Source organism: Pseudarthrobacter phenanthrenivorans, from assembly GCF_000813845.1.
Taxonomy (GTDB): domain Bacteria; phylum Actinomycetota; class Actinomycetes; order Actinomycetales; family Micrococcaceae; genus Arthrobacter; species Arthrobacter phenanthrenivorans_B.
In genome coordinates, this window is the sequence record NZ_JWTB01000010.1 from 98,344 (window position 1) to 124,829 (window position 26,486).

At 62.6% G+C, this 26,486-nt stretch carries 19 protein-coding genes; 12 read left to right on the top strand and 7 right to left on the bottom strand.

What is annotated here, in order from left to right; all coding sequences use genetic code 11:
* Positions 1 to 37: 37 nt before the first annotated feature.
* Together RM50_RS20845 and RM50_RS05335 are read right to left on the bottom strand one after the other, a co-directional pair.
* A complete protein-coding gene (locus RM50_RS20845) occupies positions 38 to 538 on the bottom strand; it encodes an Rv3235 family protein (protein ID WP_043450697.1) in 501 nt (166 codons plus the stop codon).
* A gap of 99 nt (positions 539 to 637) precedes the next feature.
* Positions 638 to 1,513 (bottom strand): LysM peptidoglycan-binding domain-containing protein, encoded by an 876-nt coding sequence (locus RM50_RS05335; protein ID WP_052259978.1) that lies wholly within the window; start codon positions 1,511 to 1,513, stop codon positions 638 to 640.
* 139 nt (positions 1,514 to 1,652) lie between these two features.
* On the opposite strand from RM50_RS05335, the gene RM50_RS05340 reads away from it, so the two are divergent.
* Positions 1,653 to 2,231 (top strand): hypothetical protein, encoded by a 579-nt coding sequence (locus RM50_RS05340; protein WP_043450698.1) that lies wholly within the window; start codon positions 1,653 to 1,655, stop codon positions 2,229 to 2,231.
* Here RM50_RS05340 and RM50_RS05345 read toward each other — a convergent pair.
* Positions 2,228 to 2,443 carry a helix-turn-helix domain-containing protein gene (locus tag RM50_RS05345; RefSeq protein WP_018768505.1) on the bottom strand — a complete coding sequence of 72 codons (216 nt, stop codon included), beginning with the start codon at positions 2,441 to 2,443 and terminating at the stop codon, positions 2,228 to 2,230. The two genes, RM50_RS05340 and RM50_RS05345, sit on opposite strands and share 4 nt — an antisense overlap.
* 152 nt (positions 2,444 to 2,595) lie before the next feature.
* Here RM50_RS05345 and RM50_RS05350 point away from each other — a divergent pair, with 152 nt between their 5' ends.
* The 4 genes from RM50_RS05350 to RM50_RS05365 are packed head-to-tail and all read left to right on the top strand — an operon-like array spanning position 2,596 to position 10,941.
* Complete coding sequence (locus tag RM50_RS05350) at positions 2,596 to 3,237, top strand: hypothetical protein (RefSeq protein WP_043450700.1); 642 nt, start codon at positions 2,596 to 2,598, stop codon at positions 3,235 to 3,237.
* Entirely contained in the window at positions 3,234 to 4,538 is a 1,305-nt protein-coding gene (locus tag RM50_RS05355) for an AAA family ATPase (RefSeq protein WP_043450701.1), read from the top strand. Before RM50_RS05350 ends, RM50_RS05355 begins: the two co-directional genes overlap by 4 nt.
* Positions 4,539 to 4,593: 55 nt before the next feature.
* Positions 4,594 to 9,447, top strand: a complete 4,854-nt coding sequence (locus RM50_RS05360; RefSeq protein ID WP_043450703.1) for an NAD-glutamate dehydrogenase — start codon at positions 4,594 to 4,596, stop codon at positions 9,445 to 9,447.
* Positions 9,448 to 9,474: 27 nt separating this feature from the next.
* Positions 9,475 to 10,941 (top strand): sensor histidine kinase, encoded by a 1,467-nt coding sequence (locus RM50_RS05365; protein ID WP_043450705.1) that lies wholly within the window; start codon positions 9,475 to 9,477, stop codon positions 10,939 to 10,941.
* A gap of 171 nt (positions 10,942 to 11,112) precedes the next feature.
* Here the strand turns inward: RM50_RS05365 and RM50_RS05370 are convergent, their stop codons facing one another.
* Positions 11,113 to 11,361 carry a WhiB family transcriptional regulator gene (locus RM50_RS05370; protein ID WP_003804966.1) on the bottom strand — a complete coding sequence of 83 codons (249 nt, stop codon included), beginning with the start codon at positions 11,359 to 11,361 and terminating at the stop codon, positions 11,113 to 11,115.
* A 231-nt stretch (positions 11,362 to 11,592) separates the two neighbouring features.
* Here RM50_RS05370 and RM50_RS05375 point away from each other — a divergent pair, with 231 nt between their 5' ends.
* Positions 11,593 to 12,078, top strand: coding sequence for a hypothetical protein (locus RM50_RS05375; protein ID WP_043450707.1), 486 nt, complete (start codon positions 11,593 to 11,595; stop codon positions 12,076 to 12,078).
* A 98-nt stretch (positions 12,079 to 12,176) separates the two neighbouring features.
* Here the strand turns inward: RM50_RS05375 and RM50_RS21050 are convergent, their stop codons facing one another.
* Complete coding sequence (locus RM50_RS21050; RefSeq protein ID WP_240471879.1) at positions 12,177 to 12,548, bottom strand: hypothetical protein; 372 nt, start codon at positions 12,546 to 12,548, stop codon at positions 12,177 to 12,179.
* 1,468 nt (positions 12,549 to 14,016) lie between these two features.
* Entirely contained in the window at positions 14,017 to 16,287 is a 2,271-nt protein-coding gene (locus RM50_RS21055) for an FHA domain-containing protein (protein ID WP_240471880.1), read from the bottom strand.
* A 210-nt stretch (positions 16,288 to 16,497) separates the two neighbouring features.
* Here RM50_RS21055 and glf point away from each other — a divergent pair, with 210 nt between their 5' ends.
* The 6 genes from glf (at position 16,498) to RM50_RS05410 (ending at position 25,224) form a co-directional block, all read left to right on the top strand.
* On the top strand, positions 16,498 to 17,685 hold the full coding sequence (gene glf / locus RM50_RS05385; RefSeq protein ID WP_043450708.1) for a UDP-galactopyranose mutase: 1,188 nt from the start codon (positions 16,498 to 16,500) through the stop codon (positions 17,683 to 17,685).
* Positions 17,682 to 19,706, top strand: coding sequence for a glycosyltransferase (locus tag RM50_RS05390; protein ID WP_043450709.1), 2,025 nt, complete (start codon positions 17,682 to 17,684; stop codon positions 19,704 to 19,706). Before glf ends, RM50_RS05390 begins: the two co-directional genes overlap by 4 nt.
* Positions 19,703 to 20,584, top strand: a complete 882-nt coding sequence (locus tag RM50_RS05395; RefSeq protein ID WP_043450710.1) for an ABC transporter permease — start codon at positions 19,703 to 19,705, stop codon at positions 20,582 to 20,584. Before RM50_RS05390 ends, RM50_RS05395 begins: the two co-directional genes overlap by 4 nt.
* Positions 20,585 to 21,310 carry an ABC transporter ATP-binding protein gene (locus RM50_RS05400; protein ID WP_043450711.1) on the top strand — a complete coding sequence of 242 codons (726 nt, stop codon included), beginning with the start codon at positions 20,585 to 20,587 and terminating at the stop codon, positions 21,308 to 21,310. It abuts the gene before it with no gap.
* A gap of 111 nt (positions 21,311 to 21,421) precedes the next feature.
* A complete protein-coding gene (locus tag RM50_RS05405; RefSeq protein ID WP_043450712.1) occupies positions 21,422 to 23,437 on the top strand; it encodes a DUF6541 family protein in 2,016 nt (671 codons plus the stop codon).
* 437 nt (positions 23,438 to 23,874) lie between these two features.
* Complete coding sequence (locus RM50_RS05410; protein ID WP_043450713.1) at positions 23,875 to 25,224, top strand: hypothetical protein; 1,350 nt, start codon at positions 23,875 to 23,877, stop codon at positions 25,222 to 25,224.
* A 14-nt stretch (positions 25,225 to 25,238) separates the two neighbouring features.
* On the opposite strand, the gene RM50_RS05415 is transcribed toward RM50_RS05410, so the two are convergent.
* Entirely contained in the window at positions 25,239 to 26,462 is a 1,224-nt protein-coding gene (locus RM50_RS05415; RefSeq protein ID WP_043450714.1) for a lipopolysaccharide biosynthesis protein, read from the bottom strand.
* Positions 26,463 to 26,486: the final 24 nt, after the last annotated feature.

Here is a 26,486-nt window from a genome sequence, read left to right on the forward strand (position 1 = left end):
CTGTGTGCTTCCTTGGACCGGGCGCTCTTTCAACTGCTCAACCGATAACGAGCTCGACGATCCGCCAGACCTGCTTGCTGCGCTCAAGCCGGACAGCAACGGCGCGGGCGCGGACGTCATCCACCACGACGGCGCTGGCTTCGTAGATTCCGTCAGCCACTTCGCACACGCGCACGGAGCGGACTGTCGAATTCCGGTGGAGCCGGGCCAAAGCAGGATTGCCGGTCCTGGTAAGTTCGCGCCTGATAAGTGCTGCCCGGTGCTGCAGCGCTGCCAGGCAGCGCGGGTCCAGGCGTCGCGCCAACTGGTGGATAGGCCGAATTCCAGCCAGGACCTCCATTGAGGCCTGGACCGTGCCGCGCGTCATCGCCCTGACTTCCGCTGCCTCACTGACAGGCCGCAGCGGCGCCGGGTTGGTCCCGGCCGCTTGTCCAGCCGGCTTCGTTGCGACAGTTCTGCTGCTTCCGATGCTCCTCCTGCCGCTTTTGGTGTCGGTGGCCAGCCCCTGGACGGCCCGGGCAGGTGTCACTGCGGTCATGGTGTTCCCCTTGGTTGGTTGGCTGCGTGGAGCCGGCTGGCGCTTGGTCTGCCTGGTTGTTGGGCATGCTGTGGGTTGACGGGTGGGCGTCCTGAGCGGCTAGGGAGCTGCGGGCGCCTGGAGGACCTGGCCGGGCAGCAGGACGTCGGGATTTCCACCGATCTGCGCACGGTTGGCGGCGTACCATCGCGGCCATTCGAGGGCGATATCCACATCCGACGCGTCCGGGCCCAGGTACTGCGCCACGATGTCCCACAGCGTGTCGCCGGCGAGAACTGCCACTTCCCCTGCGCCGCCACCGCCGGTGCCGCCGCTACCCGGGACAGTCCTGGTCTGGGGCGCGGCCAGCAGGCCCGGTTCCACCACCGGGGGAGCAGGCTGCCATCCCGGGTCAAGCGTGGAGGCCTGTTGTCGGCCGGACCCTGTTCCTTCCAGTCGCAGTTCCTCCCCGCCGGCTGATGGTTTCCATTCCGGGACGAACTGTGGCCGGCCACTGGTGCCAGCGGACATGCCGTATCCGCCGTGCTGTGCCATATCCGGGCTTTTCGCAGGGGCCGTCGGCGAGGATGACTGCACCTGGCTGGGCGTCCATTCTGGGCTAGGTGGAGCCGGTGCAGCATGTGCTGCGACGCCCGTTACGAGTTGAAGGGACAGGCCTGCAATCACTGCCCGCTGCATGAAGCCGGGGGAGAACTTGCGCGCGGCCGCGGCGGCGCTGCGCTTCCCCAGATGCTCCAGCAGGACGGCTGCCGCGGCGCCCAGGATCGAAATTGTCCACCACAGCAGCAGGCCAAGGCCTGCAGCTGCTGATGCTGCTGCCAGGAGGACGCCGGCGGACGCCTCGTGATGACGTGCGGATGATTCCTGCCACTCTGCCAGCAGGCCCACCCCGAGGAGGCAAAGCAGGAGGCCAAGTGCCAGGACTGCCAGGGCCATGGACGCATCGGACCATTTCCCGCCGACGAAATGTGCCATTTCCCCTCCTTAGATACGTTTTGATGCAGTTTGATGTTGTTTGCTTAGTCTGATCCTGTGATGCGACGTTTGTCCATACGTTGGAGAGAAAAAACTCCGAAGCGTTGACGGGGGGACAGAGGGTCCCTACGCTGACGGGATGCGCTGGGATGCACTGTTCAATGACATGGAGAGCCAGTTGGCGGAGGCCGATCGACTGGCCCTGGAGACGGAGGTCAATGATCGGGCGCGGGCCGAGATGGTGGGCCTACCGCTTGAAGACCGGCTCCGGGCAACGATCGGGTGCAGGATCGGCGTCCACTTGCTCTGCGGTGATTCGATACAGGGGGAACTGTTGCACGCGGGAGCGGATGCGCTGGTGCTGGACGCGGGCCGGCACCAGGTCCTGATTCCCTATTGGGCCGCAGCGCGCTATACGGGGCTGGGCAGGCATATGCGGGCAGAGAACTCGCGGGTCCGCCGGTCACTCGGCTTTGCCCACTCCCTGCGGAGCCTGGCGCGGGACCGTTCCGAGCTGGTGGTGACGATCGGGGGTGGGGCTGGAATGACGCGGCTGGCCGGAGTCATCGACCGGGTCGGGAGCGACTACCTTGACCTGGCCGCCGTTGTGCCGGGCGAGGCGCGACGAAGCGGCAGCGTGGGACAGGTATCAGCCATCCCGTTCTCCGTGGTGGCAATGGTCAGGTCGAACAACTCCGGCGCCCCGCAGGCGGGCTAGACCGACTTGGAGCGCGATTCCTGGATCATGCGGCTGGCCTCGGCGTAGCGTTCCTCGATGTACTGCTCCAGCATCTTCTCCTCAACGCGCCATTGACCGCGCCCGCCCACCTGGATGGCCTTGAGTTCGCCGCTGCGGACCAAGGCGTAAGCGGCAGGGGAATTGATCTGGAGCTGCTCCGCGACATCCGCGAGGGTGAGGAACCTTGGCATGCATCTATTTTGCCATCATGTGGCATATTTTGTTGCTGTTATCCACAGTTTGGCGGCATATAAGAAAATGACTTTTGTTCCCGGGCTCTTGCGGCAACAATGAGCTAACCGGCCGCCGGGTGGAGGTCCGGTAGGCCTGGGGGGAGAGCGGTATGGTTCCAGAAGCAAATGCCACTGCAGCGCGGCTTAAGCGGCCATCGTGGCGGGATCCCCGGCTGCTTTTGGGCGTTCTCCTGGTCCTGGTGTCCGTCGCTGGAGTCATCTACCTCGTTGACAGCGCAGACCGCACCACGGAGGTGTATGCGGCGCGGGACGGAATTGCCGTCGGAGAACGTCTGACGCCGGAAAACGTCGTCCGGGCCAAAGTCCGGCTTGGCGACACCGAACAGCACTACATTACGGTGGAGTCGGGCCTGCCAGAGGGCGTCGTGGCCCTGCAAAGGATCGCCAAGGACCAGCTGGTTCCACGGGCAAGCCTCGGTGAGGTTGACGGGCTGGACCGGAAACCCGTCGCCCTCAACATTGAGCAGACGCTGCCGTCGCAGGCAGTTGCCGGCGCCCGCGTCGACGTCTGGGTCGCGCAGCCGGACGCAAAGAACGGATTCAATGAACCCAGACTCCTTCTCCCCGGGGCTGAAATCGCCGAGGTCACCAGCGGGTCGACTGCACTTGGATCCTCAAAGAGCACGGTGTTGATGGTCCTGGTGGATGACAGGCAGATGCCCGCCCTGCTGGGTGCCCAGGCCAATGAGGCCAAGATCTCCGTTGTGTGGAATCCGGGCGGAGCCAAGTGAGTATTCCCGTCATCACCGTTGGGCAAAGCCGCGAGGACCTGGTGGGCGGACTCGAAAGACTGCATGGTCCAGTCACGGTGGTGCGAAGGTGCGCGGAACTACCCGAACTGCTCGCAGCGTGCCAGAGCGGCCTGGCGAGGGCGGCAGTGGTCGCCGAGGGATCCGAGGGGCTGACAGCCTCCCTGGTAGACCGCCTTGGGGCAGTTGGTGTTGTCGTGGTTGCGTTGACCGACAGCGCGGAGGAAGCCGCAAGGCTTCGGAAGATCGGTGTTGCCTCCGCCCAGACGGGGGTTGAGTCCGCCCAGCTTTCCGACCGGATCGCCGAGGCTGTGGCGCAGTTGACCGGGGGCACCCGTCCAACACGCCTCAGCGCAGGTTCTGACACTGGAGCTGCCCTGCTCACGGAACCTGTTGAGCCGGCTCCTGATACGCAGGGTCATGGAGGCGGACGAGTTGTGGCCGTCTGGGGTCCAGCAGGGTCCCCGGGAAGAACCACGATCGCCGTAAACATCGCCGGCGAGCTGGCGGCGGACGGGCAGGACGTCCTGCTGGTCGACGCCGACACGTACGGTGCCAGCGTCGCGGCCGTGCTGGGCTTGCTGGATGAGTCAGCCGGCCTGGCACAGGCGTGCAGGCTTGCCGACCAAGGCCTGCTGGACGCCGATGCCCTCCGTAAGGTGGCGGCCACCGTGGCCATGTCATCCGGGACATTCCGGGTGTTGACGGGCATAACGCGGGCAGACCGATGGACCGAGCTGCGGGCCACCGCCCTGTCGCTGGTCCTGGAACGAGCCCGTGAGGTGGTCGACGTGGTCGTGGTGGATACCGGCTTCTGCCTCGAGGCGGATGAGGAAATCAGTTTCGACACGATGGCGCCCCGGAGGAATGCGGCGACCCTGCGTCCCCTGGAACTGGCTGACACGGTCTATGCCATTGGGGCCGCCGACCCCGTGGGTGTGCCCCGGATGGTTCGTGGCCTCGCGGACCTGGAGGCGGCCGTCCCCCAGGTGTCTCCGACTGTCGTCATGAACAAAATGCGGGCCTCCGCGGTGGGCAGGAATCCGGAGCGGCAGCTGCGGGACGCATGGGAACGATATGGGCCGGCCGCTGGGCTTGCAGCTTTCATTCCCCACGACCCCGCCGCGGCAGACGCTGCGCTCCTCGGCGGCTCGCTGCTTCTCGAAGCTTCCCCGGAGTCTCCCCTGAGACATGCGATCCGCGGTTTGGTTTGTGCACCTGGCCAGCGAAAAGCAAAATCCTCTGTATTTTCTTCCACACCACGGCGAAGGGCAAACGACTAGGCTCGCCATAAGAGCTGCAAAGGTGCGGCGAATATCTCATATGGAGGCGTTGTCGATGTCGTCTGGATCCAGCGTGGAGGACCAGCCCCTCTCCATTGAAGGCTTTGAAGGCTTCATGGGGGACTACTACCAGCACCTGGCTGAGGAGGATGCCCGCAGCTACCCCCGCGATGTCCTTGAGACGCGGGCCAGTCAGCACCGGGCCGCTGCTGCCGTCCGGCAGCCCGGACAGGCAAAGATCTCGATCATCGACGAAGAGGACAGCAGCGTCATCTTCGTCGTCACCGACGATATGCCGTTCCTCGTCGACTCTGTCAATGCCGAACTCGTCCGTCAGCACGCGGCCATCAAACTGGTGGTCCACCCGCTTTTCGTGGCCACCCGGAACCGGGAAACCGGTGAACTGGTCAAGGTCAACAGGGTCCCCGCGCACCTGGGAATCTCCAGCGGAGATACCGCGGCAATGCCGAACCTTTCCCACCTGATCGCGCAGGGCGAGGACGCCTCGCACATGGAGTCCTGGATCGCCGTCGAAATCTCCCGCGTGTCCGACGACGCCAAGCAATCCCTCCTCGCAGGCCTGACCCGCGTGCTGAAGGACGTCCGGGCGGCCGTCGAGGACTGGCCCAGGATGCGCCAGAAGGCACTGGAAATCGCCGAAAGCCTGGACCAGGTGGCCAACTCCGCCCAGATCGCGGAACTGCGGCAGGCCAAGGATCTGCTGCGCTGGCTTGACGACGGAAATTTCACCTTCCTCGGCTACCGCGAATACGACCTGCTCAACGTCGAGGGCGAAGACGTCCTGGAACTGCGTGAGGACAGCGGCCTGGGGCTGCTTCGGGCGGCCGCCGACTCCCCGCATATCCAGCACCTCACCGACACCGGCCGCAAAAAAGCGCGGGAAAAGCGCGCCCTCGTGATCACCAAAGCCAACTCCCGTTCCACAGTGCACCGTTCTGCGTACCTGGACTACATCGGCGTCAAGAGTTTCGATGCGGCAGGCAACGTCAACGGCGAGCGGCGCTTCATCGGGCTCTTCGCCACCAGCGCCTACGCCGGTTCTGTCCGCGACATTCCCATCGTGCGGGAAAAAGTCGACGCCGTGCTGCAGAGCGCAGGCTTCCCGCCGGACTCGCACTCCGGCAAGGACCTCCTGGGGATCCTGGAAACCTACCCGCGGGACGAGTTGTTCCAGATCGAAATCCCCGATCTTGCGGCAACAGCGCTTGGTATCCAGAAGCTGCAGGAGCGGCGGCGGACCCGGTTGTTCCTGAGGCCGGACATTTACGGTCGGTTCATGTCCGCTGTGGTCTACCTGCCCCGCGACCGGTACACCACAAACGTCAGGCTCCGCATTGAGCAGGAACTGCGCGAGACATTCCAGGCGGTGTCGATCGACTACGAAGCCCGCATGACCGAATCAGCCCTCGCACGGTTGTTCTTCCGCATCCGGCTGCCCAAGGACGCTGACGTCAGCCACGTCAACAGCGACGAGCTGGAAAAGCGGCTGGTCCGCGCGGCACGGTCCTGGAGCGAAGGCATCGCGGAAGTACTCCGCGAGGGCCGGGACCCGGCGGAAGCCAAACAGCTTGCCGCCATCTGGGCCGAGGCGTTCCCTGCAAGCTACCGGGTCGACTACGAAGTCGAAGACGCGCTGGAGGATATCTCGCGTTTCGAGAAGTACGGTGCGGCCGCCGAACGGAACACCGGCGCCCGTCAGGACCGGCCCGGCGTCCATGTATACCTTCCCGAGGGTGCCGGCGCCACGCTGGAGGAAGACGCCAGGGTCAAGCTCTACATGCTGGAGCCCAAGAGCCTGAGCCAGATCCTGCCCTATTTCCACAACCTGGGACTGGAAGTCCTCGACGAACGCCCCTTCGAAATCGAAACGGCCGACCACCGCGACTTCTTCCTTTACGACCTGGGGCTGAAGTACCCGGCCGGGGTGGATCCGGTGTCCACGGGTGAGCTCCTTGCCGAATCATTCGGCGCGGCGGTCACCGGCGCTGCCGAATCGGACAGCTTTGACCGGCTGGTCCTGCGCGAAGGGCTGCACTGGCGCCAGATCACTGTGCTTCGGGCCTATGCCCGGTACATGCGCCAGATGGGCAACAGCAGCTCCTTCGGCTTCATGGCGGACACCCTCCTCGCCAACCCGGATGTGACCCGGGGGCTGACAGCACTCTTTGCCGCCCGCTTTGATCCCGCTGTTGGCGAAGCCGGCCGCGGTGGAGCCCAGACGACCGTCCGGCAGGAACTGGCAGTGTCGATCGAGAAAGTCGCCACCCTCGACGCCGACCGCGTCCTGCGCACCTTCGTCAACCTCATCGAGGCCACCCTCCGCACCAACTTTTACCAGGACAAGCCACACCTGAGCTTTAAGCTGGATCCGGCGCAGATCGAGGGCCTCCCGTTCCCGCGGCCCATGTTCGAGATCTGGGTCTACTCCCCGCGGGTGGAAGGTGTCCACCTCCGCTTCGGGAAGGTTGCCCGCGGCGGCCTGCGCTGGTCCGACCGGCGAGAGGACTTCCGGACCGAAGTCCTGGGCCTCGTAAAGGCGCAGACCGTCAAGAATGCTGTCATCGTCCCCACCGGGGCAAAGGGCGGCTTCTTCGCCAAGCAGCTCCCGGACCCATCAACCGACCGGGCCGCCTGGATGGCGGAAGGGGTTGAAAGCTACAAGACTTTCATCCGCGGCTTGCTCGACCTGACTGACAACCTCGTCACTGAAGCCGGCGGCGAGCGGCTTGTCCCGCCGTCGAACGTTGTCAGGCATGACGATGACGACTCGTACCTCGTGGTCGCGGCGGACAAGGGAACCGCGACGTTCTCGGACATCGCAAACGGACTGTCCGCGGAGTACGGATTCTGGCTGGGCGACGCCTTCGCTTCCGGCGGCTCGGTAGGGTACGACCACAAGGCCATGGGCATTACCGCCCGGGGTGCCTGGGAATCGGTCAAGCGGCACTTCAGTGAGCTGGACCTGGATACTCAGACTGAGCCCTTCACCGTGGTGGGCGTGGGAGACATGTCAGGGGACGTCTTCGGCAACGGCATGCTGCTGTCCCGGCACATCCGCCTCCTGGCCGCCTTCGACCACCGCCACATCTTCCTGGACCCCAACCCGGACGAGGAAAGCTCATTCGTGGAACGGCAGCGGCTGTTCGATCTGCCGAGGTCCTCCTGGGACGACTATGACAAGTCGCTGATCAGCGAAGGCGGCGGGGTCTTTGCCCGCCAGGCCAAGTCCATTCCTGTGTCCCCCCAGGTACGCGCCGCGCTGGGACTTCCGGCGGAGACCACCGAATTGAGCCCGCCCGAGCTCCTGCGCGCCATCCTGCTCGCCCCCGCCGACCTGCTGTACAACGGCGGAATCGGAACGTACGTGAAGGCGGGCTCGGAGACGAACGCCTCGGTAGGCGATAAGGCCAACGACGCGATCCGCGTCAACGGCCGGGACTTGCGGGTCAAAGTGGTGGGCGAAGGTGGAAACCTGGGCATGACCCAGCGCGGACGCATTGAAGCCGCCCTTCAGGGGGTCATTCTGAACACGGACGCGATCGACAACTCGGCCGGCGTCGACTGCTCCGACCACGAAGTGAACATCAAGATCTTCGTGGACCGCATGGTCGCCGCGGGCAAGCTGCCCGCCGCCGAGCGGGCTGATTTCCTCGCGTCAATGACCGATGAAGTGGGCCGCCTGGTCCTGGAGGACAACATCGACCAGAACATCCTGCTGCTGAACGACCGGACGCGGGTCGCCGAATGGAGCCCCAGCTATGAACGGCTCATGGACTGGCTGGAGAAAAGCGCAGACCTGAAGCGGGACCTGGAGGCGCTGCCGACCACGGAAGCGCTCCGGGAACGGCTGCAGCAGGGGCAGGGCCTGACCTCTCCTGAGCTGTCGGTGCTGGCCGCCTACGCCAAGATCGAGCTTGCCTCAGCGCTGCGGGACAGCGACCTCGCGGACGACCCCTGGTTCAAGGACACGTTGCGTTCCTACTTCCCGCACCAGCTGCGTGAACGCTTTGACGCTGAGCTGGATACCCACCCGCTGCGCCGCGAAATCATCGCCACCGTGGTGGCCAACGACATGATCAACCTCGGTGGAATCACGTTTGCCTTCCGGGTCATGGAGGAGACATCTGCCAGCGAAGTGGCTGTGGCGAAGGCTTTCGTGGCACTGCGGGAGGTGTATGAGCTGGATGCGATGGTGGCTGAACTGAACAGCCTGCCTGCTTCCTTCCCCACCGAGCACTGGAGCACGGTCCATCTGGACATCCGCCGGCTTCTCGACCGGGCAGTGCGGTGGCTGTTGAGCCAGGAAAGCGTCTCGCGCCCCATCGCGGACGTTGTGGGCGAGTTCAAGCCGCTCATGGATCCGATGCGTGCCCATCTCCTGGACTACCTGCGCGGCGATGACCGGCAGCGGGTGGCCGAGTGGCTGGAGAAGGGACGCGAATGGAACCTTCCCGAGAACCTCGCGCTGCGCTGGGCTGAGCTGTTCGAAAGCTTCGTGCTGCTGGATATCGCCAAGATTGCCCGGACGCGGAAGGACCGCGTCGAGGACATTGCGGCCGTCTACTACACCGTCTTCAACCGGTTCCATGCGGATTCCCTGCTGGAGCGTATCAGCAGCCTGCCGCGGCAGGACCGCTGGCAGGCCTTGGCCCGCGCGGCGCTGCGGGATGACCTGTACTCCACCGTCTCGGATATGACGACGGCGGTGCTGGACGCCACGTCCGCCACTGATGCACCCGAGGCGCGGCTCAAGGATTGGGAAGGGCAGAACGCCGAGCAGTTGGGCCGGGCGAAGAGCATGTTCGACGAAGTGAATGCGCTTGAGGCCGACGACATGGCCTCACTGTCGGTAGCATTGAGGCTCTTGAGGTCAATCGTCCGGCGCTAGCAGTGCGGCGTCGCAAATGGAGGTGCAGTGGCAATCTTTACGGACCCTATCAGGGAACATGCTGATTTCGGGCCGGGCGATGCCGAATGGCTGCACCTCCTGGTGGGGGACTGGCAGATGGTCGCGGACCTTGCGTTTGCCGACCTCGCGCTGTGGTTCCCCCACCCCGAGCTTGGGTACATTGCCCTGGCGCATGTGCGCCCCTCCACCACGCATACCGCGTTCCACAGCGACTTCGTGGGGGAGGGGATCCGCTCCGACCTGAAGCCACTGGTGGACAAGGCCTGGCACAGCAAGTCCATTGAGCGCTCCAGTGAAACGAACTGGAACAGCGAAATGGCGCTGCGGGTGGAGGCCGTCCCCATGGTCCGGAACGGCCGGACCCTTGCCGTGGTCACCACCCACATGGACCTGTCCAGTTCGCGGATGCCGTCCCGGCTTGAGCTGACCTACCGCCAGTGCGCGTACGACCTGCTTCGGATGGGAACGCTGGGGCTGTGGCCGGACTTTGCCTCGCCCACCGGGTCCCGCCGGGGAGCGCCGCGCGTGGGGGACGGGCTGATCCGGCTCGATGCCGACGGCATCGTGCAGTACGCCAGCCCCAATGGCGTCTCTGCCTTCCGGCGCCTGGGTGACGGCGAATCCCTGGAAGGGCGCTCGCTTGCAGAGGTCACCGCCGGACTCCTGAAGGACCGGCGCATGGTTGATGAGACCCTGCCCCTGGTGGTTACCGGGCGTATGCCGTGGCGCAGCGAGATCGAGTCCCGTGGCGTGAGCCTGTCCCTGCGGGCGATTCCGCTCCGGGACGAACAGCAGCGGTTCGGTGCGCTGGTTCTTTGCCGGGACGTCTCTGAGCTGCGCCGGCGTGAGATGGAGCTGGTGACCAAGGATGCCACCATCCGGGAGATCCACCACCGGGTCAAGAACAATCTCCAGACTGTGGCCGCGCTCCTGCGGATGCAGTCCAGGCGCATGGTGAGCGACGAGGCGAAGCAGGGGCTGGAGCAGGCCATGCGCCGGGTCGCGACCATTGCCCTGGTCCACGAAACCTTGTCGCAGGGCCTGACCCAGAGCGTTGATTTCGATGAGCTGATCGGGCGCCAGTTCCGGTTGTCGGCTGAGGTGGCTTCCCCGTCGCAGCAGGTCAGGACCGAGCGTTCGGGAACCTTCGGAGAGCTTCCCAGCGATTTGGCCACCCCGCTTGCCCTGGTCATCAACGAACTGGTCACCAACGCGGTTGAGCATGGCCTCGAGGGCCGGGCAGGAACAGTGTGGCTGCTTGCTGACCGCTCCGAAGGCGAAGACGGTGAAGAACTGACAGTGACTATCGCCGACGACGGCGTGGGACTGCCGCAGACCCCGCATGTCGAGGGGCTGGGGCTTCAGATTGTGCGCACTTTGGTAACCAGCGAACTGGGCGGCACCATTACTTGGGAACGCCGTGACGGCGGTGGGACTGAGGTTAAGATCCGGCTCAGCCTCGCCGGGAAGTAGCCGCCGACGCGGCACGGCCGGTGCTTAGTTCCGGAAACACGAGCCGGGCCTCCGGAGGCTGAACCAAGCAAAGACCCCGGGACAATCCAGAGTGGATTGTCCCGGGGTCTTTGCAATGCCAGGCTGATTGGCTTAAGCCATATTCGGACGGGCTACGTGTGGCTGGCCGTCCTAGGAAGCGCGGCGTGCACGGGCAGCACGGCGCTTGAGGGCCCGGCGCTCGTCCTCACTCATACCACCCCAGACACCGGCGTCCTGGCCGGACTCAAGGGCCCACTGCAGGCAAGTGTCTACGACCGGGCAGCGGCGGCAGACGCTCTTGGCTTCCTCGATTTGCAGGAGGGCCGGTCCTGTATTTCCGACGGGGAAGAACAGTTCCGGGTCCTTGTCGAGGCACGCTGCGCGGTTACGCCAATCCATGCTGATCAGTTGCTCCATTTCTGGGAAGAGCCTTTGTGAAATTATTCACTAGTGGCTACAAAGGAAAAGGGCCCTTGGGGCCCCCTTGGTCATCTGCATTCAAGCCTGTCATGTTAACGCTGTGTAAACAAGGGGTAAGAACGCACGATATCCCTCGAAACCCTGAGCGATACATCACAGTGGCGGCTCCGGCCCTCACCAGTGTCCGACTATGTCCGGTAGGGTGCGAGTGTGTCAAGACCCCCCGCAGAACCAGCAGGCAGCGCATCTTCTCCCGACGGCCACGACGGGATGACCCCTCCGGGCGGTCACCTGCCGGGCACTGTCCCCGGCGCGGCAAAAGTGGTGGCCATTGTTGCAGCTGCCGAGGCCACCGCCCTCCTCGCCGCTGCCGGCTGGTACGCCTACGAGTTGCTCTCTGGAAGCCCTGTCCTGTCATTCTGGGGAGCTGTTTTCACCCTCGGCCTCCTGCTGGCCTTTTCAGCGTGGCTGTTTGCTGTGGCTGTTTTTCTTTACCGCGGGTACCGCTGGACCCGGGCCGCTGCGCTGGTAGCGCAATTGTTCGTCCTGACCATTGGAGTGCCGGCGCTGACCAGCGGGCTGGTCCTGCCCGGGCTGGCAATGCTGGTTCCGGCGATCGTCGCCATTGTCCTCCTGTTTTCCACCCCAGTGATCACCCATGCCTCCCGGACAGGTAGCGCACCTCCCGCCCTCTGAGGTGGCCGCGGTCGACGGTCGATGTCTTTTCCGGCGTTGACCACTGGTTAGGGGTCCGTGCCCCACGGCCGGGACCTGTCTTCTCAAGACGTGTGCCCTTATCCAGGCCCGGCTGCCTTCTCTCCCGGGCCTCCCCACGCCACCTGCAGGGCGAGGGACATGCCCCCGGAAATGAGGACACCACGTCCGGGCGGGGAGTGCGGCTCCACTTCGAAGCGGACCCCGTAGAAGTCGCCGTCGGCAAAGGATCGGGGGCCCAGCAGCAGTCCCACCCCTGAGGCCCTCGCACCCATCATGAGTGGAACGCGCTGGATAAGGGCGGGGCTGTAGGCGGCGGCAACCACGAGCGAATGGCCCAAGGCGTTTAACTGCTCCAGCGCCCTCCACTCCGGCGGGGCAAGGAGGTCGACGTCATCGACGAGCAGAACGGTCTCCCGTGGCAGTACGCCTCCCTCGGACTGCAGGAGCACGTCCGCCCAGCAGTCTTGCGTGGACGTAGGAGATCCGGATGGCAGGCACCACGGCTGATCAGGGTTAAGCGCCACCAAGGACTTCAGGGTATTGCTCCTGCCGCTTCCGGGGTTGCCAAGAACAGCCACGACGCCGGCATGCGGAAGCCGGACGGAGACCGCGCCCACCTCGTCCCCGGCCACTCCGAGGAGTACCTCCTGATGCCTGCCACCCCCCTGGATCTGCCCCGCACTGCTGCTCCCACCCCGACGAAGTGGATTCCCGCCCACTGGCTGCAGTGCCGGCTTGCCCGGCTTCGACGACGAAGGGCGTGCAACCGTCAGTTCCGCCAAGGCTGCCACCTGGCCTGTTGTGATGACGGCGGGGAGGGGATCCACGCGAAATGGCGGTGACAAGGCCTTCGGGTGTTTGGAAGCGTTCACGTCACCGCCCTCCCGACCTGGATGTCGGTAAAGCTGACAGACAGCAGGGCCATCTCCAGCGATGGGACCGAAGGCCACTGCCCTGCCTTCGACTGCCACAGTGGCAGGCATCCTGGGCCACAGTGCCCGGCTTTCCTCCGTGGATCCAGCCGGGAAGTAAAAGCGGTTCGGAACGGCAGCGAAGAATCTGGCGGTAACCAACTCCCGCTCTCCCGACAGCAGCAGTGTAATTCCCGCCATGGCGCCGTCGCGGACGAGGTCATGGACCAGATCCTCTGCCCACGCCAACGGCCCCGACCGGAAAGCGGAAACCCAGGACCCCCACCCTGAAATGGCGACAGTGAGAGGTATGTGCTCAGCCGCTGGTTGGGCCAGGCGCCGGCCCAGTTCCCCGACAAGCCGCTCAAGCACGCGTACCCCTCGCCGAAGATCGTGTACTCCTGCATGCGCACCTGTCCGACTTTCGCCGGCGAGCCCCAGGAAGCTTCCCGCCCCGTCGAGGAAGTAAAAATGTGTTTCACTGGGGCTGTCCATCAAACGGTCAATCATCGCTGCCAAGGACCCTGCGGCCCCGGAAGCGGGGCCGCCGATAAAGGCCGCATGGCTATGGACCTCAGGACGCCACACCAAGTACTCCACCTTTTGTTTGCCAGGTAGATCCATCAAGCCAAGCCTTACCTGGCCACTTGAGCGCTCGGGCGCTTGGCACCAGGATTCAAAAAATGCAGAACCGGCTGAACAGTCCGGAGCACTTTCCTCCAGGTCCATCGGCAGGGGAGGAACGACAGGTTTCCTCGGATCCGGCACGCCCCCGGCAGCGCAGAGGCTGCTCACCATTGCCACCAGTGGTTCCACGGCCTGTGCTGGAGTCAGTGGACTGGGCGCCTCCGGTACCGGGTGGGCCGGAGGCCGGGCGAGGCAATCGGTTGTCAGGTGGACGGCGATGCCCGGCATCCGGAATTCCCCTCCGCCGGAAGCGGAGGACGCCGCCTGGAACTCCTCCGCCGGCTCCGTCCCCCGCGCCAGGAAGGCACGGCCCGGGGTGTTAACACTGATGGCCGCCGCCGCGGGAATTGATGATGTCGACCGATTCCATGTCGGACTGCACCCGGAGGGCGATGCTGGAGGTGACATTTGCACGGATGTCCGCGGTCAAGGCTCCTTGGGGCCTCTGGGTTGCCATGACCAGATGGATGCCCAATGACCGCCCAATGGATGCCAGGCGCATCAGTTCACGGAGGGTCTCCGGTGCTTCATCAACGAGCATCCTGAACTCATCAATCACAATGATCAAGTGCGGGAGGACAAGTTCGTGGGCCCCCGGTGTGTTCCGGTACATGGAGATGTCGGGGACGTCCGCCGCAGCAAGGCGTCTTTCCCGCAGTTGGACCTCGGCGCGAAGTGATGTCAGCGTCCGCTCCAGTTCCGGAACGGAAAGATCCGTCTGCAGCCCGACGCAGTGGACAAGCCTGCTGAGCGGGCCGAGACCGGAACCGCCCTTGAAGTCGATGAAGAAGAAGTTGACCCGTTCGGGCGGGTAGCTCAGTGCCAGTGCAAGCGTGAGGCTCCGGAGGAGCTCGGACTTTCCCGCGCCGGTGGTGCCCGCCACCAGTAGGTGTGGCCCATCCGACCGGAGATCCAGCATTCGGGTTCCCGCCGCGCTGACACCCACGGGGACCGCCAGGCTGTCGTCCTGTCCACTGGAGTTCCACCGTTCGATCGTGGCGGCGGCCGTCAAGGGGAGGACGTCGTGCAGGCTGCACGCCGTGGGCACACCGTTCGGCTGTTCCTCTTTCCGCCGAGCGCTGCCAGCCAGGGACCGGCAGAAATTTGTGAACACGTCCTCCGGCGCAAGGTCCGCGACAAAGAGGGTTTGGTCGCCATCCATACGGAGGACTGAATTCCGCCCCGACAACAGGACATCGGCCTCGGGGCACACTCCGTCCGACGGCTGGAAGTGAAGTACAGCCCACCCCTGTTGAAGGGCGGCTTCACACACGGAGTTCCCGGCCACCGTGGGGCCTTCTCCCAACAGCAGAAGGACTCCGCGCTCGCAGCCTTGGGGAAGTTTGCCCTTAACTGTGTCCACGCCAGCCAGGGTTCCCGATAACAGAGTCACCCGGGGAAGAAACCGGGCAGCGAGTGGCAGGTCGTCCGGGCGTCCATGGATCAGGACATGCGTCCTGCACCCGGAGGGGTACCCTGCCAGTTGCATCAGCAGCGACCTGATGGCGCCGTCGACTGCACGGCGCGGGCCAGCCACAGTGGTCAGCGGACGGGCGGGGTCGAGGCGGACTGGCACCATGCCGGCCGAGGGAACGGGTTTGACATCGCCTGCGCCTTCAATTCGCACGTTCGCCGCCTGTTCTGCCATCCCCAGCCGCAACCAGACGCCCTCGTTGGACTCAGGACTGGGCGCCTCCGCAGCTTGCCCGGCCGCAAGAGCTACCAGCGGTAGGGACGGTGCGGACCGTCGTCGTCGTTCCCTGTCCTTCCGGACGGCTTCCTGTACCGCCAGCGACAATTGCCGCCGCTGGCGGCGTCCGTTGGCTGCCGGTATCAGGGCGGAAAATACCGAGGCAGCAGAGAACACCAGGAACATCCACATCCCTGTAAATACGGCCAGGAGGATTCCGATCGCCAGGGGGAGCATCGCGGTCAGAAGCAGGCCCAGGCGGTTGCCCGGGTCGGTGCGGCCTGGCACCACGATAGGTTCCGCAACCGACCTGCCAGCGTCTTCAAGAACTCTTCCCGGCAGATCAGCGAACACCAGTGACAAGCAGGACTGCCCGCACCTGATGCGGGAATCGGTGGTGATGACTGCGTTGCGGATCCTTTCACCGTCAACAAATGTGCCGTTGGCGCTGTCCAGGTCGACCAGGATGATGTTCGTCTCCGTGACGACGACGCGTGCATGTTCACGCGAGAGTTCAGGGTCCGGAATGACGACCCGCGTACCGCTGCGGCCGATGCTGTAGCTGCCACGGCGGAGCGGTACGACGGTTCCCGCTGCTGCTCCGCTGTCCACAGTGAGGGCCAATTGGGCTGGAACGTCGTCAGCCCGGCGCCGCGTCCGTGTGCTGGCGGGCGCCGACCCGCAGTCGACGAGCACTGCCGCCTCGACAAGGGGATGAGTGCCGACGACGAGGGAACGAAGGTCCTCACCACCAACATTGACGGTGCCCGCGCCGAACTTGCACGCCAATTGTTCGTGAATGGCGTGGCCGGGCGTGCCGCCGGGAGCATCGATGGACAATTCCAGGGATTGCTGAAGGCGGGATCCCGGGCCGGCGACCAAGGTGCAATTAAGCGTCATGTGTTGGCGTCCTTCGTACGTTTCCCCACACGCTAGCCAGGGGGTAAAGCACGTCCCAGGTGAACCACGCCCTATGTGGATAAAACGCTAGGGTCGTGTGCAGCATCACAGGGGGAGGCCTGATTCGACGGGCCGCACAGTCCCTCGGGTAGGCTAGAGCAGCAGACAATGCGCACCATTGCGCTGCCCGCATTCGAACCAGGAGATTTTGTGACCGCTGACCTTGTCATCGTAGGGTCCGGCTTTTTTGGCCTGACAATCGCAGAACAGGCCGCCACTGAGCTCGGCCTGAAGGTCGTTGTCCTCGACCGGCGCCATCACATCGGCGGAAACGCGTACAGCGAAAAGGAAGAGCAGACCGGAATTGAGGTGCACCGCTACGGAGCGCACCTCTTCCACACCTCCAACGAGCGCGTGTGGGAGTACGTCAACCGCTTCACCACGTTCACCGACTACGTCCACAAGGTTTACGGCGTACACAAGGGCGAGGTCTACTCCCTGCCCATCAACCTGGCCACGATTAACCAGTTCTTCCGCGCCAACATGACCCCGGGCCAGGCCCGCGAGCTTATCCAGGAACAGGCCGGGGAACTGGCAGGCACCGATCCGCAAAACCTGAATGACAAGGGCATCCAGCTGATCGGCCGCCCGCTGTACGAGGCTTTCATCAAGCACTACACGGGCAAGCAGTGGCAGACCGATCCCAAGGACTTGCCGGCAGGCATCATTTCCCGGTTGCCCGTTCGTTACAACTACGACAACCGCTACTTCAACGACAAGTATGAGGGTCTGCCGACCAACGGCTACACCGCCTGGATCGAAAAGATGGCGGAACACCCCAACATCGAGGTTCGGCTCAACACCGACTTCTTCGATGAGTCGCACGAATACAGCAAGAACAAGGTCGTAGGCAACATCCCGGTCGTCTACACGGGCCCGGTCGACCGGTACTTCGACTACGCCGAGGGCGACCTCTCCTGGCGCACCATCGACTTCGAGGAAGAAGTCCTGGATATGGGCGACTTCCAGGGCACGTCCGTTGTGAACTACAACGATGAGGACGTCCCTTACACGCGGATTATCGAACCGCGCCATTTCCACCCCGAGCGTGACTACCAGACCGAGAAGACGATCATCATGCGCGAATTTTCGCGTTTTGCTGAAAAGGGCGACGAGCCCTACTACCCGGTCAACACCTCCGCAGACAGGGAGCGGCTGCTCAAGTACCGCGACCTGGCCGCCGCGGAAAAGGATGTCCTCTTTGGTGGCCGCCTCGGCACCTACAAATACCTGGACATGCACATGGCTATTGGTTCCGCACTCAGCATGTTCGACAACAAGATCCGGCCGCACTTCGAAAGCGGCGTGCAGCTTGAAAGCGGGGGAGTCGACGCATGAGCGTCCCTACCGACAACAAGATGAAGAACACCTCGAGGGCGAAGACAGCCGAAGCCCGTCAGGCGTGGCAGACGCTTCAGCGCGTGATCCTGCCCAGTGCCAGCCAAATGGACACCGTGCCCCTCTATATGGACATGGGCACCGCGACCGGGATCCAGCTGCCCACTGCCGGTGACCGTGACGGAAAGACCGCGAAGCCCCGGACCATCAGCAGCCCCACCAAAGAAGCGCACGTTGAAGACTTCCTTTCGCGGCATTCAACGTCTGTCCGTTCCGGCGAGCGGGTGTCTTTCGGTACGTACTTCAACGCTTTCCCTGCCAGCTACTGGCGCCGGTGGACGACTGTGGACACTATCCGGCTCCAGGTGCGGACCCAGGGCACCGGCTCGGTCATCGTCTACAAATCAAATGCCCGGGGGTCCTTGCAACGGGTGGACACACGGCGGGTCGAAGGCAACTCCGAGAGCGTGTTTGAACTTTCGCTGGCGCCCTTCGGCGACGGCGGATGGTACTGGTTCGACCTCCTGGCCGGCACTGAGCCCTTGATCATGCTCGACGCCGAATGGCAGGGCCCCGCGGTCGAAAAGACGCCGGGTTCCGTTACACTCCAGATCACCACCCTGAACAAGACAGACTTCTGCTTGAACAACCTGCGGCTCCTCGCCGACAGCGAGGATGCCCTTGCCCACGTGCAGGAGATCCTGATTGTCGACCAGGGTACCCAAAAGCTTTCCGACGCTGAAGGTTACGACGACGTCAAGCGATCCCTGAAGGGCAAACTCCGGATCATCAACCAGTCCAACCTGGGTGGATCCGGCGGCTTCGCTCGGGGCATGTTCGAAGCTGTTGAAAACGGCAGCGATTACGCCCTGTTGATGGATGACGACGTTGTCGTTGAACCGGAGAGCATTATCCGCCTGCTGACGTTCGCGGATCGCTGCAAGACCCCGACGCTCGTCGGCGGGCACATGTTCGATCTCTACAACCGGACCGTCCTCCATACTTTCGGAGAGGTGGTCAACCCTTATAGGTTCCAGCCGTCCCTCCCGAGCGAGGACATGATCCTCGGCCACGACTTCCTCTCATCCAACCTTCGCCAGACCCCGTGGCTGCACCGGCGTTGCGACGTCGACTACAACGGCTGGTGGATGTGCCTTATCCCGACCGAGGTCATCCGCGAGATTGGTCTCTCCCTCCCGTTGTTCATCAAATGGGACGACTCCGAGTACGGGTTGCGGGCGAAGGCGGCCGGTTACCCAACGGTCTCGCTGCCTGGTTCTGCCGTATGGCACGTTTCCTGGATCGATAAGGACGACCTCGTCGGGTGGCAGGCCTACTTCCACGCCCGCAACAGGGTGGTGGCGGCACTCCTGCACAGCCCCTACGAGTTCGGCGGCCGGGTCATCAAGGAGTCGCAGTACGCTGACGTAAAGCATCTCGTGTCGATGCAGTACGCCACCGCTCAGGGCAGGCAATGGGCGCTGGAGGATGTGTTGAAGGGGCCGGAGGCCCTGCCCGGACTCCTGTCAGAGAAGCTGCCCCAGATCCGTGAGATGATGTCCGCGCACTCGGATGCGGTCTTCCGTCCTGACCCGGAGGACTTCCCCGCACCCAAGATGGACAAGCCGCCCCGGCGTGGGCATGGACCGTCGCAGCCAGGGAAGTTGACGCTGTTGCCGTGGGCGGCCAAGACCGTTGTCCGGCAGTTGGCCAGCCCTGTCAAGGGAACCAGCGCGGAGCGGCCGCAAACCACCATTGCCCACCAGGACAACCGCTGGTGGCGGATGGCGCAGTATGACAGCGCCGTGGTATCCAACGCCGAAGGCACCGGGGCGTCCTGGTACCGCCGCAATCCCAAGCAGTTGAGGAAGATGCTGGCCGAAAGCGCCCGGCTTCACTCCGCCCTGCTCAAGGAATGGCCGGCCCTCAGCAAGAAGTACAAGGCCGCAGTCTCGGACCTCACCTCTATGGAATCCTGGAGGAAGACCTTCGAGCAGCATACCCAGAACGAAATAAAGTGAGCGCACTTGTATCCGGGGAGTTAACCACTCCCGGACTCGGAGGTGGCCTCCGGGATATCAGGCAGTCAGGCTTCCTGTTGAAGCTGCTGGTCCGCAAGGAGCTGAAGGTACGCTACCGGGGCTCCGTGCTGGGTCTGCTCTGGTCGTATGTGAAGCCGGGCGTGCAGTTCATCGTGTTCTACGTTGCCCTCGGAGTCTTCCTCGGCCTCGAACGAAGCGCGCGGAATCCCGAGGGTCTGGCCAATTACGCCGTCTACCTGTTTTCCGGCATCGTCCTGATCAACTTCTTCTCCGAAGCGCTGGGAAATGCAGCGAGGTCAATAGTCAACAACGGAAACCTCATCAAGAAGATTTATCTTCCACGCGAGTTGTTCCCTGTGGCTTCGGTGTGGGTGTCGGCAGTGCACTTCTTTCCGCAGCTGGTGGTGCTCGTGATCGGGTGCCTTTTCGCCGGCTGGCACCCCAATGTGTTCCAGCTGCTCGCGGCCGTTGCCGGTTTTGTCATCGTTGCCCTGCTTGCTACAGGGCTGGGACTTCTGTTCGGCGCGGCAAACGTCTACTTCCGCGACTCAGAAAACCTTGTGGATATGCTCCTGATGGTAGCCACCTGGGCTTCGCCCGTGATGTATGCCTGGTCTATGGTGCAGGAGAAGCTGGGAGCGGGGTGGTTTGCCGTCTATCAGGCAAATCCGATAACCATCGGTGTGGAATTGTTCCACTACGCGTTCTGGTTCCCGACGACTGACGGATCAGTCGCCATGCCCCCGAATCTGTTCACTCTTTGGTTGCCAATTGGACTGGGAGTCGCCTTGGCGGTCCTCGTCCTGGGCCAGTTCACCTTTCGGCGCCTTGAGGGCCGTTTTGCGCAGGAGCTTTAAGTGGTCAACGCAATTGAAGTTTCCGACATCAGCAAACAGTTTGTCCTCCGCCACACGCGCTCCATCAAGGAAGCCGTTGTTTGGCTCGTGAAGGGACGCAAGGGTGACCTCTCTGAAAAGTTTCACGCGCTCAAGAATGTGTCCGTTGACATCGAGGCAGGGGAAACCGTTGCCCTCCTGGGCCTGAACGGTTCAGGAAAGTCCACCCTGCTCAAGCACATTTCCGGAGTCATGCTCCCGGACACCGGATCGGTGAAGACAAGGGGCCGGGTCGCGGGACTCATCGAAGTAGGAGCAGGTTTCCACCCGGACCTGTCCGGGCGCGACAACGTGTTCCTCAACGGCGCCATCCTGGGTATGACCGAACAGCAGATCAAGGACCGGTTCGACGACATTGTCGAGTTCTCCGAGATCGGCCAGTTCATTGATACTGAGGTCAAGTTTTACTCGTCAGGAATGTACCTGCGACTGGCCTTTTCCGTTGCTGTGCACACAGACCCTGAAGTCTTCCTGATCGATGAAATCCTCGCGGTAGGCGATGAGCCTTTCCAGCGGAAATGTATCGACAAGATCCAGGAACTGGCGCGGGACGGCAAGACCCTGGTTGTGGTGAGTCATGACCTGGACCTTGTCTCCAGGATCTGCAGGCGGGGTGTTCTCCTTAAGCATGGGGAGCTGATCTTCGACGGACCGATCCACGAGGCTGTTGGCCTTTTGCGGAATTGACTCATTAGCTCTTTTTCACGGGTTCTGGTTTGCGCCTCCCGTTGTGATTTCAGATCGATGCTGCGGAGAACCCAGAAATTTTCCGCGCTCCGATAAACGTACGGAGGATTCTTGTCTTGGTTTGACGCGGTACCACAGTTCGTCCTCGCGGTGGCACTGCTGATGATCCCAGGCCTGGTCGTTGTCCTTGCGGCCCGGCTGAGTGCATTCCGGGCTCTAGCAGCAGCCCCGGGCATCAGCGTGTCCATCGTCGCCGTGGCAGCCATGCTGGCGCCCCTCGTTGGAGCCAGTTGGTCCCTGCTGCCTGTGGTAGTGGTAACCGTGGGAGTCTCCGCGATAGCGTTTGCAGTGTCTTTCCTGATCAGGAAGAGGCCAAGCGTGGTTACGGAAACATTGGACGACCGGCCGCGCTACTGGTTGCCCGTGTCGTTGGCCTCGATCGCCGCGGCTTCTGTCCTGATCGGCCGCCGATTGCTGAACGCCATCGGTTCCCCAGAGTCGTTCTCCCAGACTTTCGACAATGTGTTCCATCTGAACGCAGTACGCTACATTCTCGACACCGGTTCCGGTTCATCCCTCACCCTGAATACCATGACCGGGGCTGGTTCGTATCCCGCGGCCTGGCACGACCTTGTCTCGTTGCTCGTCAGCGTAGGTGGCGGCGAAATAACTACGGCCGTAAACGTCGTCAATATTGCCGTGGCCGCTTTCGTTTGGCCGCTCGGATGCGTGTATCTGGCTCAAGCTGTGTGGGGCCGTCGTCCCGCCGTCACTCTGGCTGCAGGCATCTTGTCGGCGGCCTTCGGGGCCTTTCCGATTTCCCTGCTGGACTTCGGGGTTCTTTATCCAAACTTTTTGGCACTGGCCTTGCTGCCCCTGGCGTTGGCCTTGGGGCTCGACGCTATTGGCCTGACCACTGAGGCCCAGGGTTCAAAGATCATGAGCCTGCTGCTGTTGCTGGCCGTCCTTCCGGGCATGGCCCTTGCGCACCCCGGCGCCGCCATGGCATGGCTGGCTCTGATGTTGCCTCCGGCCCTCTATGTTTACGTGCGGGTTTTCGCGGACATGCTCACGTTCAGGAGGGGCAGGAAACGTGTCACAGTCTCGCTCGTCCTGGGACTCATCTTCGTTGCCGCCGTCCTGCTGATCCGCCGTCTATGGGACATCGTACGTCCTCCGGCGGAGGCTGCTTTCTGGCCGCCAGTGGAGACAACGGGCCAGGCCATCGGAGAACTCATTGCCAGTTCAGCCATCGGGCGTCCCGTCGCGTGGGCAGTCATGGCACTGACGCTCCTTGGCATCTATCTCATCCTTCGCTCCGGCCGGCAACTCTGGCTGCTGGGAATCTACGCGGTCGCTGCAGTTCTCTTCGTCGTCGTCAGTTCCTTTCCGGCGGACGACTTCCGGCTAACTCTCACGGGCATCTGGTACAACGACCCGCCCCGCTTGGCGGCTCTTCTGCCAATCGTGACGATTCCAATCGCATGCAGGGGCGCCGTCGGGGTTTGGAAATGCCTGACGATAGCCTTGGCAGCCGGGGTCCGGTTCCTGGACAGCAGGCGGGGTTCACGCCCCTCAGAAGGGGTCGCCGGAGGCCGCAGGCTTGACCCCGCTGTTCTTGTTGCGGCAGGTGTGGTTATGGTTTTCGTTCTGACTGGAGCCACGCAACGCGGAAATGTGGCACAGGCGCAAGCGTCCATGGCCGGGTCTTACCGTCTGGCCGAGGATTCGCCGCTGATATCCAGTGATGAAATGGCACTCATCAAGCGGCTGCCCGCCGAAGTGCCCAAAGACGCTCTTATGGTGGGCAATCCCTGGAATGGCAGTTCCCTCGCTTACGCCTTCGCCGACCGCAAACTCGTCCAGTTGCATATCCTCAGCGCTGTTCCCCAAGGGGCAGCGCGCCTACTCAGCGGTCCTGCCCCCACGAAGGACGATCCGGCCGTATGCCCGGCCGTGGAGAGCCTCAAAATCGAGTACATCCTCGACTTCGGGCACCGTGAGGTACATGGCAGGGACAGCGGCTACAAAGGACTGGATGCCCTGATAGCCGCAGGGATGACAACTCTCGAAGATTCTCAGGGTGACGCGAAACTCTACAAACTGAATCTGTGCCCTTCCTCATAGGATGTTCTCTACCTTCGAATCGGTCGGGCTGGACTTCCGTGAACGCAGGGGACTTCGGCTCCCACCCAATGTCCCTGGCACCTCGGAAGCTCCGGAGGTGAACAGAGCCTCAGGGCAGCCGGCCATGAGGCTCCGGATTAGTCGGGGAACAAAAGTCCGAACGTTTATGATGACTATGGTGCAATGATGGAAAGATGAGCGGTACGCGGCCGTGAAAAGCGCGCAATTCTTCATTCCCACGTCGCTTTCGGCCTGAGTGCTCGATGTTCACACGCACGAATTATTTCAGAGTTGGCGGAGTGTCCTGTCGTCTTATATAAGACGCTAGGGGCGTTGCAACCAGACGCGCAATTTAGAGCTCCAGACCAAGGCGGGCGTCATTGCGGGCAGGGCGCCAATATGTATGAGACGAACATGGGGAAGGACGGCGCGAGTCTATGGAGACAGCATTGCGGGGACGAATCGGTCAGATGGAGGAAGCTGAGGGCTTGCAGAACAGTTGGCGCCGGTTGGCATTCTGGATGCTGAATGCGGTGATCGTCGTCGCAGGTGCCTCGGTCGCCTTTGGGAGAATGCCGTGGGACGCGCAGCGAACTATTTGGGCCGAAGATGGCGGGATCTTCCTTAATGATGCGCTGAATGGAAGCGGATGGGCGGGAATCTTTTCGCCCTACGAAGGGTACCTGCATATTGTTCCTCGACTGGGTGCCAATTTGGTTGCGAGTTTTGTTCCGGTCCAGGGGTATGGGATCGCGATGAATTATGCGAGTTGCCTGGTCGTATCCCTCGTGGCCTTGTGCGTTTTCTACTTATCGAAATCCGTCGTCGGAAACACGCTCATCAGGGTGTGCCTGGCTTCTCTGGTTATCTTCGTCGCGCCTGGTCCGCTGGAAACGCTGGCAAACTTCGCCAACGTTCACTGGTATCTCCTCTGGCTTACTCCGTGGCTCTTAATGGCGCAAGCGCAAAGCCGGGCCGGCCGATTTGGCCTTTTTGCCCTGTCGCTTCTCGTGTCTCTTACCGAGATATTGTCGCTCTTATTTGTTCCGTTGTTTCTTTACGACTTACGCAATCGGTCCAAGTGGTTTGCGCGGACGGGGTTGCTCCTTGGTCTCCTGTGCCAGGTTTTAACTACGCTCAGTTTTCCTCGATCGCCATCTTCGGGCTACCCAGTTAACCTTTTGTCCGTGCTTGAAGGCTGGTTCCTTAACAGCAGCAGCGCCCTGATGTTTGGGAACTCAGTCACTATCGCTGGCCTTATCCAGGCTTACGGTCCGTTGCCGATCGTTTGCGCGGCCATACCGTTCCTCGTGGTCTTCATCTTTATCATGTGGAAGGGAAATTCAGTTCACCGCCTTGTCGCGGCGGTCATGGTATTGGCTTCGTTTGGTACTTGGGCGGCAACCCAAGTCGTCAACCCGCAGTCCTTTTTTGACTACTCGACCTTCACAAACGCAGATTGGGACAGGTTCTTCTTGTCCCGCTATTCCACAGCGCCGTCGACTTTCCTACTGGCCCTCCTGCCGCTGGCCGCTGCTGTTTTGGCGCCTCTTTCCCGCGCGGCTGCCGCAGCCATCCTCGGCGGCTTCCTGGTCCTGCAACTTGTCTTTTTCTTTCCCACTGTTGTGGCGCGGACTGGTGGTCCGGTGTGGAGCGACGGTGTTAACGCTGGACGTGCCGCCTGCCAGCAGGACCCGGGCCTGGCAGAGGCAGGAGTCCAGATTGCACCAAAGGGATGGTTTGCAGACAAAGTGTACGTACGGTGCGATAAGCTTCGGGACGAATGACGGCAGGGCGTTTACTAGGCTTTCCCGCTAAGGTGACGTCTGAGCACAACTATTTGGAACACCGCGACAGCGGCTTCAGAAAAGGCCATCCCCCAAACCACTCCGGCGACTCCTAGGCTAACTGCCCCCAAAAGTATCAGAGGCGTCCCCAGGGCGGCGCCGACCAGGGTGGAACTTGCCAGCTCGCGTGCCTTGCCTATTGGCACCAGACATGCAAGTCCGATAATTTGAGAAACTGCCACCGCCGCAAAGCTGACACCCACCGGAACGCTGAGACTGTATCCGAAATTGTTGGAGCCGGGGACAAGAAGTTGGGCTGCCCACGGCCCTGCCGCGGCAAGAACAGAACCCCCCAAAACTCCAAGGATCGGCGCAAGCTGCGAGGCCCTTTTGATCCTATGGTCAGAGGCGCCAGCGCCTCCGTCCGGAATCCATCCCTGTACGAATTGCAGGATCGGGGAGAAGGCTGTGACCGCAAAGCGAAAGAGCCGGTCAGCGATCGCATAGCTTGCCAATTCCGTCGGAATGATCGCATTGACTACCAGCATGGGTAAATTGACGTAAAAACTCCCTGTAGCTGCTGTGATAACTCCATGTCGTTGCTGCGCCATTTGACGAAGGGAATTCCGCGGAGAGAAGTTCGCAGTAAGGCGCCCTGCACCATCACGGAGCACGACGGTGGAACTAATGACCACCGCGATGAGGTTGAAGACCAATTGTGTGGTGACCAACAACGTGAAGTCCCTGGTTGCTACCAAGACCCCTACGCCCGCGACTGTGCCGAGCAACTGTGGCAGAGCGTCAAAAAGAAAGAGCCTCATCGGGCGTCCCTCGCCAACAAAATACCAGGAAGCTCCAACGAAGGGCATCAAGTATGCAGCTGAGGCCAGGGTAACAAAAAGGGCTTCCCTCGGCCGGAGAACTGCCAGGAGGATCATCATTACGGGAGCTGCCACGCAGAGTAGGTAAGAGCGTGTGATTAGAGAGTCCAGAAAGAGCTGGGGGCGTTCCTTACTGTCAAGGGAAGCAACGAGACCTGGGCCTACCGTCCCCCAGCCGAATGCGACGACCACGCCAAACAGTGTTGCCAGAGTCTGCACAAGAACCTGGACGGCCCAGGCATCGGCGCCGACCACCCGCGTAATGATCGGAATCGCGAGGAGCCCGACTACAGTTCCCGCGCCCACAGTTAGTGCGAAGGTGCCTACGCGAAACAGTGCGCCTATGATTGCCTTCACGACGCTAAGACCAACCTTTCATTC

Coding starts and splice junctions, on each gene's coding strand:
- RM50_RS05410 (WP_043450713.1), top strand. CDS start 23,875: ATGGAGACAGCATTGCGGGGACGAATCGGTCAGATGGAGGAAGCTGAG.
- RM50_RS05370 (WP_003804966.1), bottom strand. CDS start 11,361: ATGGATTGGCGTAACCGCGCAGCGTGCCTCGACAAGGACCCGGAACTG.
- RM50_RS05360 (WP_043450703.1), top strand. CDS start 4,594: ATGTCGTCTGGATCCAGCGTGGAGGACCAGCCCCTCTCCATTGAAGGC.
- RM50_RS05340 (WP_043450698.1), top strand. CDS start 1,653: ATGCGCTGGGATGCACTGTTCAATGACATGGAGAGCCAGTTGGCGGAG.
- RM50_RS20845 (WP_043450697.1), bottom strand. CDS start 538: ATGACCGCAGTGACACCTGCCCGGGCCGTCCAGGGGCTGGCCACCGAC.
- RM50_RS05345 (WP_018768505.1), bottom strand. CDS start 2,443: ATGCCAAGGTTCCTCACCCTCGCGGATGTCGCGGAGCAGCTCCAGATC.
- RM50_RS21055 (WP_240471880.1), bottom strand. CDS start 16,287: ATGACGCTTAATTGCACCTTGGTCGCCGGCCCGGGATCCCGCCTTCAG.
- RM50_RS05390 (WP_043450709.1), top strand. CDS start 17,682: ATGAGCGTCCCTACCGACAACAAGATGAAGAACACCTCGAGGGCGAAG.
- RM50_RS05350 (WP_043450700.1), top strand. CDS start 2,596: ATGGTTCCAGAAGCAAATGCCACTGCAGCGCGGCTTAAGCGGCCATCG.
- RM50_RS05335 (WP_052259978.1), bottom strand. CDS start 1,513: ATGGCACATTTCGTCGGCGGGAAATGGTCCGATGCGTCCATGGCCCTG.